Origin of the sequence: Providencia sp. PROV236 (genome assembly GCF_033676985.1) — a bacterium.
Taxonomy (GTDB): domain Bacteria; phylum Pseudomonadota; class Gammaproteobacteria; order Enterobacterales; family Enterobacteriaceae; genus Providencia; species Providencia manganoxydans.
Window position 1 is genome coordinate 4,346,542 of sequence record NZ_CP096297.1, and the last position, 16,695, is coordinate 4,363,236.

Sequence of the window (16,695 nt, forward strand, 5' to 3'; positions counted from 1 at the left end):
GTAAAGTCATGGAATCGTGAAGATTGTTATCGTATTTTGGCAGTTGGAGGACTTAAACACATGCATAAAATCCTATTAGTTGATGACGACCGTGAACTCACGTCGCTCTTAAAAGAACTGCTCGAAATGGAAGGTTTCAACGTTGTCATCGCCTATGATGGTGAACAGGCTTTACAACAGATTGACTCATCCATTGATCTATTATTACTCGATGTCATGATGCCAAAGAAAAACGGCATTGAGACCTTAAAAGAACTACGTCAGATCCACCAAACCCCTGTCATTATGTTGACCGCACGCGGTAGCGAACTCGACAAAGTATTAGGGCTTGAATTAGGTGCAGATGACTATCTTCCTAAACCATTCAATGACCGTGAATTAGTTGCCCGTATTCGTGCGCTACTACGCCGTTCAAATTGGAGTGAGCAAACCCAAGGGGACAATAGCAATACACCTGTTCTGCAAGTGGATAAGCTACAACTCAATCCAGGCCGTCAAGAGGCCAGTTTCGATAATGAAATCCTTGATTTAACCGGAACTGAGTTCACCTTACTGTATTTATTAGCGCAGCACCTTGGCCAAGTCGTTTCAAGAGAACATTTAAGCCAAGAAGTACTCGGAAAACGTCTGACTCCGTTTGACCGTGCGATTGATATGCACATCTCAAACTTACGTCGTAAACTGCCAGAACGAACAGATGGCCAACCTTGGTTTAAAACCTTGCGTGGTCGTGGATACTTAATGGTTTCTGCAACATGATAAATAGCTTAACCGCAAGGATATTTGCGATTTTCTGGTTCACCCTCGCACTAGTATTGATGCTAGTGCTGATGGTGCCCAAGCTTGACTCTAGGCAGCTCACTGTCCTTATGGAGAGTGAGCAACGCCAAGGGGAAATGCTTGAGCAGCACATTGAAGCTGAACTAGCACAAGCACCGATGAACGACCTACTTTGGTGGAGGCGAATTTCCAATTCCATCAAAAAATGGGCGCCCCCTGGCCAACGTCTCATTATTGTGACCAGCGAAGGACGCGTTATTGGTGCGATGCCAAGTGAAATGCAAGTTATCCGTAATTTTATTGGGCAATCAGACAATGCTGATCACCCTAAAAAGAAAAAGTATGGTCGTGCCGAAATCTTAGGCCCTTTTTCCATACGCGATGGTGAAGACCATTACCAACTCTATTTAGTTCGTCCTGCAAATAGCCCACAATCTGACTTTATCAACTTATTGTTTGACCGGCCATTCTTACTGTTAATTGCCACCATGCTCATCAGTGCCCCGTTATTGCTCTGGCTATCTTGGAGCCTTGCCCGCCCTGCGCGCAAACTCAAAATGGCAGCAGATGATGTCGCAAAAGGCAACTTACGGCCTCACCCAGAACTGGAAGCGGGGCCTCAAGAATTTTTATCTGCGGGGAACAGTTTTAACCAAATGATCAGCGCTCTCGATGGCATGGTGAGTGCCCAGCAGCGACTTATCTCTGATATCTCTCATGAACTGAGAACCCCACTGACGCGTTTGCAATTAGCGACAGCTTTATTACGCCGTCGGCATGGTGAAAGTAAAGAATTAGAGCGTATTGAAACCGAAACCCACCGCCTTGATAGCATGATCAATGACTTACTCGTACTATCACGCAGTCAGCACAAAAATGAAATCTTAAGGGAGAACATTAAGGCTGATGATCTGTGGGGCGATATTTTAGAAGACGCAAAATTCGAAGCGGAACAGATGAATAAAACCCTTGATGTCACATCACCACCGGGCTCATGGCCTATCTATTGCAATCCATCGGCGATTGGTAGTGCCTTTGAAAACATCGTCCGTAACGCACTGCGCTACTCAAATACTCATATCGCTGTCGATTTCAAAGAAGAAAACAATGGTGTACTAATCACTGTTGACGACGATGGCCCTGGCGTTAGCCCAGCCGACCGTGAACACATCTTCCGCCCTTTCTACCGCACAGACGAAGCACGAGATAGAGAGACCGGAGGCACTGGCTTAGGCCTTGCCATTGTGGAAACTGCCATCTCACAGCATAAAGGTTGGGTGAAAGCCGATGATAGCCCATTAGGGGGGCTACGTTTGCAAATTTGGCTTCCTGAACATGGGCGCTAACGCCACTCAATCATAAATCTAACTTAAGGCTTCTTGAATATTAAGTTGAAGAAGCCTTATTTTATTACACATCATTAACAGTGTATTAATTTCAACCTAAGCAATATTCCTGATATTTATTACACACCAAACTAAATAACTTTTTTAATCAAGAATAAAAGTTATTTAGAAAAAATAGACACGGAATAATTGTCAAAATAACACTTAACCTCTGAATTCTAATAAATCGTATTTAGAGTTATATCGTTATACCGATATCTAGAAAATGCCGTTTGTCTGATATATTGATATTCTGCTTTTTATTTACAGATAGATTACCTATTATAAAAAGGCCGAAGCACGCATACCTAATCAACACAACGAATATAAGGGTAATGTTAGCGTGGGTATTACCACACTAAATTCGTGTGCTGCATTAAATTAATATTTTGCATATTTTTTTCATAAAAACACAAAAAATTAGACGACTCAACTCAATGGATTCATCAATGAAAAATATCAAGTTGACCAAACTAGCCATCCTAACGTTATTGAGTGCAATGAGTGGCAGCACACTAGCGGGTGGACTAGTTCTTCCAGACAACAACTTAAGAAACGATCTTGCGTGGCTCTCAGAACGGAACGTTATCCAAATTAGCCTTTCGACTTGGCCGTTATCTTCAGAAGAAATTACCCGCGCATTAAATAACGCCAATATCACCAATAATGAACAAGAAGCTCTTGTTCAACGTATCAAACAACAGCTCAACCGCACTAAAAACAGCGTTCAGCTACAAACCTACCTATCAACGGGTAAATCACCAATGCCACAAGGGTTCGCACAAAGCGAATACAGCGACTTCCGCTACACCGTTGAGGGTAACTACAGCACTGATGATGTTGATTTAAATTTAAAAGCCAATGCGGAACGCGCACTGCGAGTTGAAAATGGTTCCGACTACAACCTAAACGGCTCCTATGGCGGCGTTAAAGTGTGGAACCAATGGATAAGTTTTGGTGAGATCCCTCAATGGTGGGGGCCTGGCCATGATGGCAGCTTAATTCGTACTGACGCTGCAAGACCAGTAACAGGTTTCCTACTACAGCGTGCTGACCAAAGCCCATTTGAGACGCCTTGGCTTTCATGGATTGGCTCATGGCAATATCAGCTAACCGCAGGACAAATTAAACAGTACTCCTCACAGCCGCATACTAAATTGATTGGCCTACGTATGACCATGAACCCAACTGACTTCTTTGAATTGGGCGGTTCACGTGTAGTCATGTGGGGTGGTGAAGGCCGTCCAAATAACTGGAATTCGTTCTGGAATGCCATGGCTGGTAGAGATAATACGGGCGATGTTAATGATGACCCAGGTAACCAACTTGCTGGCCTAGATGCAAAAATTAAACTTTATCCGCTAATTGGTTTACCTGTCAGTATTTATGGTCAAATGATCGGTGAAGACGAAGCTGGCATGTTCCCATCGAAAAATGCGTTCATGGGCGGTATTGAAGGTTATCACACCGCTTGGGGTCAACCTCTGAGCTGGTATATTGAAGGCGCCAATACGCATACCGAGTGGAATAAAAATGGCGTGATGTATCGTCACTTTATTTATAAAGACGGTTATTACCAACAAGGTGCCCCACTAGGCCATGCGATGGGCGGTGACGGTCGTATGATATCAGGGAAAGTAGAATATACCCTTGATGATGATAACCGTGTCAGCACTCGCTTAGTGTATGCCAAGGTCAATAAAGAAAGTTATCCACAAAATAAAGCCTATCCAAGATCCGAAACCATTAAAGGTATTGATTTAGGTTGGTGGCATAACTTTGATGACCGAGTTAATACCGATACTAAAGTCTGGGTTTCTCAATCAGATTACAACACACGTGATGACGTGGGTGCATCCGTTATGGTTACCCTGCCATTTAAGTGGTAGTACTTGGTTTAAATAATTCGAATTATAAGTAGTCGGTAAGTCAAAATAGTCCGGGAGCATAAGTAAACTGTGTGCCCCGTCTAACTGAGTACAGTTGCCACACCTCAATAGAGAACATTGCAACTTGCAGCATGACGAGTAGATACCCTAAATAATTCGAGATGCAGGTAGGCGACAAGCGAAGATAGTCGGGGAGCATAGATAACTATGTGACTCGGCTAGCTGAGCGCAGTCAACACCCCTGTATCTTGAAGTATGACGAGTAGATACTCTAAATAATTCGAGATACAGGTAGGCGACAAGCGAAGATAGGCGGGGAGCATAGATAACTATGTGACTCGGCTAGTTGAGCGCAGTCAACACCCCTGTATCTTGAAGTATGACGAGTACCGTGTTGTTATTTATTCACCCCCCAACTACACTTCATTATATCGACATAAAAGACAATAAACGTCGGTAAAATTAATTTACTCTAGACGCTTATTAATTGTTTTCAGATAATTTATAGTTGTTTTTTATTAATAAAACACTGTTTACGCGTTTGAAACACAATTAATGAACAATAATTATGTTTCTCTAAGTTATTTAACTTAAATCAACACGGTACTAATGTGCCAATAGATACTTAGCGTCAATAAATAGAATACCTCGATAAAATATAAGGTTATTTTCATCAGCCCTAAAATAAAATTTCAGACTTTCGGCAAGCGATGATTAGAATACGCATAACATAATAATTTAAAAGAAGTTATATAATTGACTGGATAAATAAGACTATTCTCTAAGACAATTACACCAATAGTCACGACCTATATTTAATGCTATTATTAGGCGCATTTGCTTGACCGTGTCAGCGCAGAGGCATACTCTTTCGCGAGTATAAAATGATAAGAAATGCTTATCAATTGACCAGTTACGGAAAAAGGTAACATTTTCAATTAATAAGCGTGACTACAGAATTCAATGGTGCTCTGGGACCCGACAACCCAGTGCGGTAGCTATGGGTATTTGAAATACAGTACTGTGAAATTATTTTAATTCTATTAAAGAACGATAAAACTTAATGAAAATTTCAACCTCTTCAATCAACAATATATTGATACCATTACTGTATATAAATTTTTATCTCATCTTAATATTTGACAAGCTAAAGAATTATAATTTTGCGAATATTATTTTCTTTGTCTCTTGCCTATTAATCATATTTATTTATTTTATAAAAAAAAATAAAAAAATAAAAATAGATGCTCTATTCTATTCCTTTAATATATTATTGGGATTATTTTTTGCTTATTTCTCAATATTTTTTGAACCAAGTTTAGATAGTTTATTATCCTTGGCAAAGTTGACACTTATTATGATAATGTCAGTGATAACAGCACAATGGTTAATAAACAATCTATCAAAAGTTATCATTTACTTCTCGACCTTTAGTATTTTAATCTGTATATATATATATATGGAGTTTTCATCATCTCTATATGTGGGATTTTCTGCAATGTTTGATAATCCCAATTCTTTAGGTTTAGTATTATCTTTGCCCCTATTTTTAAACCTATATTCTTTTTTATTTTATGAAAAAAAAATAGAATTATTATTATCGTTTATTTCATTTGTTTTAATCATTCCACTTTGTTTATACAGCAATAGTAGAACATCAATACTATCACCATTAATATCCATATTATTTATACTACCTTTTTATTTAAAGAACAGAATTAATATTAAATACACTTTAATTATTACCTTAATAATATGTATTATTTTCAGTACTTTTATTTTATTACCAGTGATTAGTGAAATAATAAACTCCACCATAATAGACAAGTTTAGTCGTAAAGGTAGTGATAATATTACAAATGGTAGAGCCGAATATATCTTAGGGGCTTTAGATTACCTAAAATACTTATCACCATCACTACTTCCATCATTTATTATAGTAGATAATACATATGTAGCATACGCAGTAAATTTTGGTATTATTTCCGCATTTTTTTTCTTCTCAACACTCATCATTTATCCAATAATGCTTTTTCTATCAAAAGGTAATTATAATGAGAAACAGTATTACTTTTTACTCGGAATGTATATTTATTACTTTTTCTACTCTATATTAGAAAGTATAAGAATTACTCCTTTAACATTATTTTTTCTTTGTAGTTTTTTTATTATTATAAGAAATTTTTCAAACAAAAAAATAAAAAATACAGTTAAGTGTGAACTATGCTAATATTGTCTAAACTTCTAAGTAATGTGAAAATTTTTAAAGGCGCTACATATACTTTGATAGGTAACCTATCTTTTTCATTTTCTCAATGGTGTATACTTATTATAATAAATAAACTGGGAACACCTAATGATGTCGGCATTTTTACGTTATCATTGGCAATATTAAATCCATTGTTTATGTTAGCTCAAGGAGGACTTAGATCTTATATCGTAATAGATACAGCCAGGAAATTTAGCTTTGATACATACTTTAATTTACGACTTATTTTTTCAATAATTGCATTAATTTTATCCGTTATTTTTGTTTTTAATGATACTTATTTTTATTCAGTAATATTGTTATCTGTATATAAGCTGTTTGATTGCCTTTTCGATATTTTTTATGGAGAATATCAGCGGTCAGACACAATGAAAATGATCGCTGTATCACGAACAAGTAGAGCCATTAGTAATGGGGTTTTATTTTTATTAGCATATTTATTCACAAAAAGTTTAAATATTGCATTACTGACTTACATTATATCATCTATAGTAGTTTTTATATTTTATGACTATCGTAAATATAAGTTTCAGTTTAATAAAAAAAGCATTACATTCTCAGCTTTAAAAAAACTCACCCTTATATCATTTCCCCTAGCGATAACTGCATTATTAATATCCCTTAATACCAGTATCCCAAGACTTTTGTTAGAAAAACATTCAGGCTTGGTAGAATTAGGTGCTTTTGGTAGCTTCATGTACATAATAACAGTTGCTCAAATTATTGTTCAATCAGTTTGCCAAGCGTTCACGCCTAAAATGGCTCAAGCATACTATAATAATAATCATGATGTATTTAAAAATATAACAAAAACGCTTGTAATTTTTACCATTTTAATTTCTTTTTTATTTTGCACATTCTCCTTTTTATTCAAAGATTTACTTTTTTTACTGATATTTAACACAGAATTTATTCAATACTCTGATTTATATAGCAAGATCATTCTGATAGCACCATTTATATTTTTAGCACTTGTGTTTGGTAATATTAATACTGCACGAAGAAGAATTAAATATCAACCAATCCTATTCTTTATAATACTCATAATTAATATACCCCTAAGTTATTTTTCAATACTATATATAGGAGCTAATGGTGCAGTGTTATCATCTTTAATTGTATCCATACTAACTATTATACTTTTAACAATTTATTCAATTAAAGGTCGTGAAGGATGAGAATTTTATTTATCACCGGACAGCTTGATATTGGAGGCATAGAATGTTGGTTAAGAGATCTAACAACCTTAATGTTAGAAAAGAGAACTGACCTAGAAATATATATTCTTGTTGATAAACCTCACAAAGGAGCATTGGAAGATGAGCTTATAGATAAAGGCGTTAAAATATTACGAGTTAACTCAAGTAAAAATAATAAACTTATCTATATGAAAGATTTATACTCAACACTTAAGAGATATAAGTTTGATGTAATTCACTCTAATGTTAGTTATACAAATGGTATCATATCACTAATTGGTTTTTTACTAAAAATTCCAATTAGAATATCTCACATACATAGCAATCGTAATAGTAAACATTTTTCTCCTATTAAAAGAATGAGTTCTATGTTATTAAAAATATGTATGGAATTTTTCTCCACACATAAAATAGCTGTTAGTGAGCAATCAAAAAGTAATTATTTATTCGAAAAAAATGTAACTGTTATGGCATGTGGCATAAATTTGAAAGGAAAAGAATCAGATATAGATATAAGAAAAGAAAGAGATTGGCTTGAAAGTGATATCATATTGTGTTCTGTGGGGCGACTTGAGCGCGTTAAAAATCATGAGTTCACTATTAACTTACTTTCAAATTTATCATCCCGTTATAAACTTGTACTTGCAGGAGAAGGATCATTAAGAACAGAGCTAGAGAATTTAGTATTAGAAAAAAATTTACAAGATCGCGTTATTTTTTTAGGTGGTATAAGCTCTATAATTTCTTTTTTAGAAAAAAATGTTGATATTCTATTATTTCCGTCCTTTCACGAAGGATTTGGTGTTGTTGCTATTGAAAGTCAACTAGCAGGTGTTCCTATTATTGCTTCCACAAATGTTCCAACTTCAACTAAAATATCTAATATCATAAATTACATAGATTTAGATAATATGAACTCTTGGCTTGATAACATCATAAATATAAAAAAAACAAAAGGTAAATTAGAGATAAATGTAGATATCTTTGATATAGAATATAACTACAATAAACTAATAAATATTTATTTAAATAAGTTATAGTCATTAGCTACTTGATACTAATGATAATTAGCTAAAAAAGTCAACTTATAGCTATAATTCGAGAACATAATATAATGAATTCAAAAACAAAAACTCAAAGAATTGCCTTCATAGATAGCTACCATAGTGGTCTTTATGGAGCACCTAAGAGTATGTTAAGCTTAGCTAACGGTTTACATAATAAAGGATATAATGTTACTATCATAACTACTAAAGATGGTCTTTTATCATCAAAAGCAAAAGATGATGGACTAAATGTCAATATATTTAATGTACCCAATATATTATTATTATCCCGTCGAAACTTAAAGATATACCATAAAATTTTATATTTATTCTCATTATGTTTTCTATGGTGTAAATCAATATTTAGTTTCTCACTTAAAGAATATGATGTTGTTTGCATTAATGACATTAGGACATTTTTATTTTTTTTGCCTAGCATTTTCATGAACAAAAAAAAATTGTTTGGTATGTTAGAATAAATGACCGAGTAAAATTAGTTTCCTATATAGCTGCCAGAATATCTGACAAAATCATATTAATATCTAACGATTGTTATTCATGTTTTTCTGAAAATGAAAAAATTAGATACTCTTCTAAATTTAACATTGTACATACTGGATTTAATCTTCCTGATAAGAAAAACTTAAAAAAAATACAGTTTAACCATAAGATCAATGACAAAGTTTTTATAACAATAGGGAGTATCTGTAAAAGGAAAAATCAAAAATCCATTATTAACTCCTTTTCTAATTTAAAAATAGAAAATAAACATTTATATATATTAGGTAGTCCCACATCAGACATAGATAATTTGTACTATAATGAAATTATCAAACAAATAAAAGAACTAAATTTGACGGGGAATATATCACTCATTCCGCATACTCCTTATATTTATGAATATCTTTTTGCTTCTGATATTTTTCTCTTCGCTAGTCATAAAGAAGGTTTACCAAGAGTTATAATTGAAGCTTTGTCAGCAGGATGTTTTGTTATATCATCAAAAGTTGATGGGATTTATGATATAATCAAAAATGATAATCTAGGATTTGTAACACAAAATTGTGCTTCAGATACAATGTTTCCTTATCAGTTTGAACAGTTACTAAATACTGCCTGTCATTTAGAAAAAAATCGAGAAATAAAAATTAAGTTTATACTAGACAACTTCTCATATAACCATTATTTAAATAATTTCATTAAACAAATAAGTAAATATGAAAAAGAAAATAAAAAACACCATTAGAGATATTATTAGAATAATATTTGGAAAAAAAATATACATATATTCCAGATTTATTTTAACTCATAAATATTGGCCAAATTTTAAAAATCCAAAAACCTTCTCTGAAAAAATAATCTATAGAAAATTAAATACTAATCCGTATACACTATCTAAACTTGTAGATAAATATACAGTAAGAGAGTATGTCGAAAAGAAAATTGGGAATGAGTATTTAATACCACTAATTAAAGCTAAAGATTTTATCCATGCTGAAGATTTTGATAACTTACCAAATGAGTTTGTTTTAAAAACATCTAATGGTGGTGGTGGAGAAAATGTTTTAATAATAAAAAATAAAGACAAGTTAAACCTTAATAGTATTTGTAATAAGTTCAACCAATATTTAAATGAAAAAATAGGTTCTAAAATAGATGAACCCTTTTATGATATACAAAAACCAAAAATTTTATTCGAAAAACTGATTAAAGATAAAAATGGTCGTGTCCCTAATGATTACAAATTTCATATTTTTAACAGTAACGAACAAAAGATTTTTATTCAGATAGATTCTGATAGATTTAGTAATCATAAGAGATCAATTTATACTATTGATGGTAAGAAAGCCAATTTCAAAATACAGCCTAAATATGATGAAATTGAGACGACTTTCATGTTCCCAGAAAATCTAGGGAAAATGTTACAGCTAGCAATTTGTTTATCTGAAGATTTTGAATACGTACGTGTAGATCTGTATAACTGTGATGGAAAAATTTATTTTGGAGAAATGACATTTTGTCATGGAAGTGGCTGGGAGCCAATATATCCAAAAAGTGCAGATTATGAACTAGGCTCATATTGGGAAGAGTGATTTATCTATGAAATATTTAGTTACAGGCGCCGCTGGTTTTATCGGTGCAAAAATTTGTTATGAATTACTAAAACAAGGCCATTCTGTCATTGGATTAGATTCAATGAATGATTATTATGATATAAATTTAAAGAAATCCCGTTTAAAACTAATAAATACATTTGATAATTTTTATTTTACTCAACTTGATATTTCATCTGAAAAAAATATGGAGGCTTTATTCCATAATAATAAATTTGATCGGGTTATCCATCTAGCTGCTCAAGCAGGCGTTAGGTATTCATTAGAAAACCCGCATGCATATGCAAATAGTAATTTAGTTGGCTTTTTAAATATTCTTGAATGCTGTAGAAACTACAATATTGAACATTTAGTTTACGCTTCATCAAGTTCAGTTTATGGACTTAATAAAAAAACGCCATTCTCTACATCTGACTCTGTCGATCATCCTGTATCTTTATATGCCGCCACGAAAAAATCGAACGAATTGATGGCTCATTCTTATTCGCACTTATACAACATTCCCACAACTGGGCTACGATTTTTTACTGTTTACGGCCCTTGGGGACGCCCAGACATGGCACCATTTATTTTTACTAAAAAAATTATCAATGGTGAACCTATTGATATAAATAATAATGGTGATATGTGGCGCGATTTTACTTATATAGATGACATTGTTGAAGGCGTTATTCGTGTTTCTGATATTATTCCTGAAAAAAATGATAACTGGACGGTAGAGTCAGGTTCTCCTGCAACAAGTTCAGCTCCTTATAGAGTCTATAATATAGGAAATGGTGCACCCGTTAATCTTATGGACTTCATTAAAACATTAGAAGAAGAACTAGGTATCGAAGCTAAAAAGAATTTCCGTGAAATGCAACCAGGAGATGTATATAAAACCTTTGCTGATACCCAAGACTTATTTAATATCACTGGATATAAACCTAAAGTTAATATAAAAGAAGGTATTGCTAATTTAGTTAAGTGGTATAAAGAATATTACAATGTGTAAGGTTTTATTTTCATGATTGCCATAACAGCTAATACAAGTTGGTACTTATATAACTTTAGGCAAAATACTATAAAGAGTTTAATTAATTCTGGATATAAGGTATTAGCAATAGCGCCAACAGATGATTATTCAGAACGCCTGAAAAATTTAGGTTGTTTATTTGAAAGCATATCAATAGACCAAGGTGGAAAAAATCCTTTAAAAGATATTTACACCACTCTAAATTTTTATCGTCTTTTTAAGACACATTCAATTAAATGTGTTTTAAATTTCACCCCAAAAAACAATATATATGGAACACTTGCAGCTTCACTACTGAATATTAAAGTCATAAATAATATTGCAGGATTAGGAACTTTATTTATTGATGAAAACTTATCCGCCAAAATCGCACGTAAACTATATAAAATAAGTCAAAAAAAAGCATCTAAGATTTTTTTTCAAAATGAAGATGATCGAGATCTTTTTTTAAAAGGTGGATTTGCCTCAAAAGATATTACAGAACGGCTCCCCGGTTCTGGTGTCGATTTAAATCGTTTTAAAGTATCGGAAGCTCCTGATGATGGTACTGTTCGATTCTTATTAATCGCAAGGATGCTTTATGAGAAAGGGGTTGGACACTATGTTCTGATGAATCCCCTAATGATTTTGGTAAAAATCATTAAGTTAAGGTGGATACACATCTTGTCATATGATCAAATGGTTTCGCGAAAAATCAATAATCAGACAACAAGATGTGCGAACTCGATATTTTACACGACTCTCTTTACCAATTCTGCCCCGAATTACACTTAAAACGACTCAACAGCTTAACGTTGGCTTGCCACGCATTACTTGACTGTAAAACTCTCACTCTTACCGAACTTGGCCGTAACCTGCCAACCAAAGCGAGAACAAAACATAACATCAAACGAATCGACCGATTGTTAGGTAATCGTCACCTCCACAAAGAGCGACTCGCTGTATACCGTTGGCATGCTAGCTTTATCTGTTCGGGCAATACGATGCCCATTGTACTTGTTGACTGGTCTGATATTCGTGAGCAAAAACGACTTATGGTATTGCGAGCTTCAGTCGCACTACACGGTCGTTCTGTTACTCTTTATGAGAAAGCGTTCCCGCTTTCAGAGCAATGTTCAAAGAAAGCTCATGACCAATTTCTAGCCGACCTTGCGAGCATTCTACCGAGTAACACCACACCGCTCATTGTCAGTGATGCTGGCTTTAAAGTGCCATGGTATAAATCCGTTGAGAAGCTGGGTTGGTACTGGTTAAGTCGAGTAAGAGGAAAAGTACAATATGCAGACCTAGGAGCGGAAAACTGGAAACCTATCAGCAGCTTACATGATATGTCATCTAGTCACTCAAAGACTTTAGGCTATAAGAGGCTGACTAAAAGCAATCCAATCTCATGCCAAATTCTATTGTATAAATCTCGCTCTAAAGGCCGAAAAAATCAGCGCTCGACACGGACTCATTGTCACCACCCGTCACCTAAAATCTACTCAGCGTCGGCAAAGGAGCCATGGATTCTAGCAACTAACTTACCTGTTGAAATTCGAACACCCAAACAACTTGTTAATATCTATTCGAAGCGAATGCAGATTGAAGAAACCTTCCGAGACTTGAAAAGTCCTGCCTACGGACTAGGCCTACGCCATAGCCGAACGAGCAGCTCAGAGCGTTTTGATATCATGCTGCTAATCGCCCTGATGCTTCAACTAACATGTTGGCTTGCGGGCGTTCATGCTCAGAAACAAGGTTGGGACAAGCACTTCCAGGCTAACACAGTCAGAAATCGAAACGTACTCTCAACAGTTCGCTTAGGCATGGAAGTTTTGCGGCATTCTGGCTACACAATAACAAGGGAAGACTTACTCGTGGCTGCAACCCTGCTTACTCAAAATCTATTCAAACATGGTTACGCTTTGGGGAAATTATGAGGGGATCTCTCAGCACTATGTTGCAGCAGCTAGAGTTTTAAAACAAAAATATGGCCAAAAAGTAGAATTCCGTTTACTTGGATTTTTAGGAGTAAATAATCCTTCCGCAATCACTGAATTAGAAATGCAATCTTGGGTAAATGAAGGAATTGTTACTTATCTAGGCGTTTCAGATTCTGTTGAAAAAGAAATCGCCAAAGTGGATTGCATGGTTTTACCATCCTACTATCGAGAAGGTGTTCCTAAATCATTGCTAGAATCGGGTGCTATGGGTAAACCCATTGTAACTACTGATAATGTTGGCTGTCGAGAGACTGTTGAACATGGAGCCAATGGATTCTTATGTGAACCACGCTCTACTGAGAGCTTAATCGCTGCTATGGAGTTAATTATTGAAATGCCTCATGACAAACGTTTACAAATGGGGCAGAAAAGTCGAACAAAAATGGCTAATGAATTTAATGAACAAATTATTATTAGTCGTTATTTAGCTGCAATAAATGACTGCTTAAAATAATTAGATATACACGCACACTACATTTCTTCATAAGAAAATTTAATTTACTACTTCTTTCTAATATTTTTTAGGATTCATAATGAAAATCGCAATTGCCGGAACAGGCTATGTCGGTCTATCCAATGCCATGTTACTGTCACAAAACCACGAAGTGGTGGCCGTCGACATCGTGCCTGAAAAAGTGGCGATGCTGAACAATAAGCAATCGCCGATTATCGATACCGAAATTGAACAGTTTTTGCGTGAAAAAACACTCAATTTCCGTGCCACCCAAGATATTGTTGAAGCCTATACGGGCGCACAGTATGTAATTGTTGCCACACCGACTGACTATGACCCGAAAAGCAACTACTTCAATACCAAGTCAGTTGAATCAGTCATTCATGATGTGCAGAAAATTAACCCAGCAGCCACCATTATTGTTAAATCCACCATCCCTGTTGGCTTTACTGAGCGCCTGCGTGAAGAGTTTGGCTACACCAATGTGATTTTCTCCCCTGAATTTTTACGTGAAGGCCGCGCGCTGTGGGATAACTTGTACCCATCACGCATTGTGGTGGGTGAACGCTCTGAGCGAGCGGAAATCTTCGCGGATTTGCTGCTCGAAGGCGCTATCAAAAAAGATGTCCCTGTGTTGTTTACCGATGGCACTGAAGCGGAAGCGATTAAATTATTCGCCAATACTTACTTAGCGATGCGTGTGGCCTATTTCAATGAATTAGATACCTATGCAGAGAGTCGTGGCTTGAACGCACGTCAAATCATCGAAGGGGTGTCTTTAGACCCACGTATTGGCAGCCATTATAACAACCCTTCATTTGGTTACGGTGGTTATTGCTTGCCGAAAGACACCAAGCAGCTACTGGCTAACTATGACGATGTACCGAATAACCTCATTAATGCGATTGTGGAATCTAACCGTACCCGTAAAGACTTTATCTCGGATGCTCTTATTGCCAAAGCGCCACGTAAAGTCGGGGTATATCGTTTAGTGATGAAAGCGGGTTCGGATAACTTCCGAGCCTCGGCGGTACAAGGTGTGATGAAACGCATCAAAGCCAAAGGCATTGAAGTGATTGTTTATGAGCCAGTGCTTAAAGAGGACGAATTTTTCCGTTCAAAAGTGTACCGTGATCTTGAAGCATTCAAAGCCGATAGCGATATTATTTTAGCCAACCGGATGGTGCCTGAACTCGAAGATGTCGCAGAGAAAGTGTATACACGTGATCTGTTTGGCAATGATTAAGCGATAGGCTAAATTTATCGTTCTGCTTTTGCCAAAAATTTACCTTCGCTATAAACTACCTAAAAAATTATATTAAACACGTACACGTATAAGTGGGATGATGATAGCAACCCATCACTTATACCTTATCTAAACATTTTTTATCATAGGATGGTCTTGTGCTTAGTAAGCGTCTCCCACTTACACTACTCGCAGCCAGCATTTTGCTCACCGGCTGTACCGTTACTCCTGGTGTCTATATGTCTACATCAGGCAAAAATGTCGTCGACACTGGCGATCGTGATATCTCTAAATTTGTGGATATCTATCCGATTTCACCAAAACTGTTAGATGAGATGTACGTGGCTCCAGTGATCGCCAAACCAAACCCTACACTTGAAAAGCAACTTTCAACCTATGAATACCGTGTGGGTGTGGGTGACGTATTAACCATCACTGTGTGGGATCACCCTGAATTAACTATTCCAGCGGGTTCTTACCGTAGCGCTGCCGACTCAGGTAACTGGGTTCATTCCAATGGCACCATTTACTACCCTTATATCGGTAACGTGAAAGTTGTTGGCAAAACGCTGTCGGAGATCCGTAATTTAGTTAGCAGTAAACTGGCTACCTATATTGAATCACCGCAAGTGGATGTCAGTATTGCGGCATTCCGCTCACAAAAAATGTATGTTTCTGGTGAGGTCGCAAAACCAGGTACATTGCCAATTACCAATATCCCTCTGACCGTTCTGGAAGCCTTTAATAACGCGGGCGGCCTCACCGAAAAAGCCGATTGGGATAACGTCGTGCTGACCCGTAATGGCAAAGAAATTAAGCTCTCATTGCAATCATTGGTACAGTATGGCGATATGACCCAAAACTATCTGATGATCCCAGGTGATACACTTTATGTCCCACGCAACGACGGCCAAAAAGTATTTGTGATGGGTGAAGTCGGCCAGCCAAATACTCTGACTATTGATCGTGCAGGTATGAGTATCACTGAAGCCTTGAGTAAAGCAGGGGGTACCGATCAAACAACCGCTAATGCAACTGGTGTATTTGTTATCCGTCCAATTAAAAATCAAACCTCGGGTGATAAAGAGCTTGATGCGTTGCTACCGAAAAAAATGGCAGCGGTGTATCAGTTAGATTTATCCGACGCTACGGCAATGGTGATGGGTACAGAGTTTAAACTACAACCATACGATCTGGTCTATGTTACCGCCGCGCCTGTGGTACGTTGGAACCGTCTGATCACCCAATTACTACCAACCATCGCGACCTATAATCAGTTAACTGAAGGTACAAAACGTATTCACGACTGGTAA

15 protein-coding genes are annotated in these 16,695 nt (G+C 36.0%); all 15 read left to right on the top strand.

Translation table 11 applies throughout. The annotated features are described in order from the left end of the window. The first annotated feature begins 60 nt into the window (after positions 1 to 60). The 15 genes from cpxR to M1E96_RS20300 all read left to right on the top strand — a co-directional run bounded on the left by cpxR (position 61) and on the right by M1E96_RS20300 (position 16,695). On the top strand, positions 61 to 759 hold the full coding sequence (gene cpxR / locus M1E96_RS20230) for an envelope stress response regulator transcription factor CpxR (protein WP_042846693.1): 699 nt from the start codon (positions 61 to 63) through the stop codon (positions 757 to 759). Further along, complete coding sequence (gene cpxA / locus M1E96_RS20235) at positions 756 to 2,126, top strand: envelope stress sensor histidine kinase CpxA (RefSeq protein WP_070929932.1); 1,371 nt, start codon at positions 756 to 758, stop codon at positions 2,124 to 2,126. The genes cpxR and cpxA overlap by 4 nt, the downstream gene beginning before the upstream one ends. 488 nt (positions 2,127 to 2,614) lie before the next feature. Next, the gene (locus tag M1E96_RS20240; RefSeq protein ID WP_369427298.1) at positions 2,615 to 4,054 is read left to right on the top strand and encodes a capsule assembly Wzi family protein; all 1,440 of its coding nucleotides are present in this window, start codon (positions 2,615 to 2,617) and stop codon (positions 4,052 to 4,054) included. Positions 4,055 to 5,552: 1,498 nt separating this feature from the next. Further along, complete coding sequence (locus M1E96_RS20245) at positions 5,553 to 6,284, top strand: O-antigen ligase family protein (RefSeq protein ID WP_369427299.1); 732 nt, start codon at positions 5,553 to 5,555, stop codon at positions 6,282 to 6,284. Beyond that, on the top strand, positions 6,278 to 7,501 hold the full coding sequence (locus M1E96_RS20250) for an MATE family efflux transporter (protein WP_369427300.1): 1,224 nt from the start codon (positions 6,278 to 6,280) through the stop codon (positions 7,499 to 7,501). Before M1E96_RS20245 ends, M1E96_RS20250 begins: the two co-directional genes overlap by 7 nt. After that, positions 7,498 to 8,562 carry a glycosyltransferase gene (locus M1E96_RS20255; protein ID WP_369427301.1) on the top strand — a complete coding sequence of 355 codons (1,065 nt, stop codon included), beginning with the start codon at positions 7,498 to 7,500 and terminating at the stop codon, positions 8,560 to 8,562. The genes M1E96_RS20250 and M1E96_RS20255 overlap by 4 nt, the downstream gene beginning before the upstream one ends. 74 nt (positions 8,563 to 8,636) lie before the next feature. After that, positions 8,637 to 9,047, top strand: a complete 411-nt coding sequence (locus M1E96_RS20260) for a hypothetical protein (RefSeq protein WP_369427302.1) — start codon at positions 8,637 to 8,639, stop codon at positions 9,045 to 9,047. 173 nt (positions 9,048 to 9,220) lie between these two features. Then, a complete protein-coding gene (locus M1E96_RS20265) occupies positions 9,221 to 9,814 on the top strand; it encodes a glycosyltransferase (protein WP_369427536.1) in 594 nt (197 codons plus the stop codon). Then, entirely contained in the window at positions 9,786 to 10,661 is an 876-nt protein-coding gene (locus M1E96_RS20270; RefSeq protein WP_369427303.1) for an ATP-grasp fold amidoligase family protein, read from the top strand. The genes M1E96_RS20265 and M1E96_RS20270 overlap by 29 nt, the downstream gene beginning before the upstream one ends. 7 nt (positions 10,662 to 10,668) lie before the next feature. Then, complete coding sequence (locus M1E96_RS20275; RefSeq protein ID WP_369427304.1) at positions 10,669 to 11,676, top strand: NAD-dependent epimerase; 1,008 nt, start codon at positions 10,669 to 10,671, stop codon at positions 11,674 to 11,676. Positions 11,677 to 11,688: 12 nt separating this feature from the next. Further along, positions 11,689 to 12,471 carry a glycosyltransferase gene (locus tag M1E96_RS20280; protein WP_369427305.1) on the top strand — a complete coding sequence of 261 codons (783 nt, stop codon included), beginning with the start codon at positions 11,689 to 11,691 and terminating at the stop codon, positions 12,469 to 12,471. Next, on the top strand, positions 12,411 to 13,619 hold the full coding sequence (locus M1E96_RS20285; protein ID WP_369426974.1) for an IS4-like element ISVsa5 family transposase: 1,209 nt from the start codon (positions 12,411 to 12,413) through the stop codon (positions 13,617 to 13,619). The genes M1E96_RS20280 and M1E96_RS20285 overlap by 61 nt, the downstream gene beginning before the upstream one ends. Then, the gene (locus M1E96_RS20290; RefSeq protein WP_369427306.1) at positions 13,594 to 14,136 is read left to right on the top strand and encodes a glycosyltransferase; all 543 of its coding nucleotides are present in this window, start codon (positions 13,594 to 13,596) and stop codon (positions 14,134 to 14,136) included. Before M1E96_RS20285 ends, M1E96_RS20290 begins: the two co-directional genes overlap by 26 nt. Before the next feature lie 79 nt (positions 14,137 to 14,215). Further along, a complete protein-coding gene (locus M1E96_RS20295) occupies positions 14,216 to 15,382 on the top strand; it encodes a nucleotide sugar dehydrogenase (RefSeq protein ID WP_304557675.1) in 1,167 nt (388 codons plus the stop codon). A gap of 158 nt (positions 15,383 to 15,540) precedes the next feature. Further along, on the top strand, positions 15,541 to 16,695 hold the full coding sequence (locus M1E96_RS20300; protein ID WP_014656698.1) for a polysaccharide export protein: 1,155 nt from the start codon (positions 15,541 to 15,543) through the stop codon (positions 16,693 to 16,695).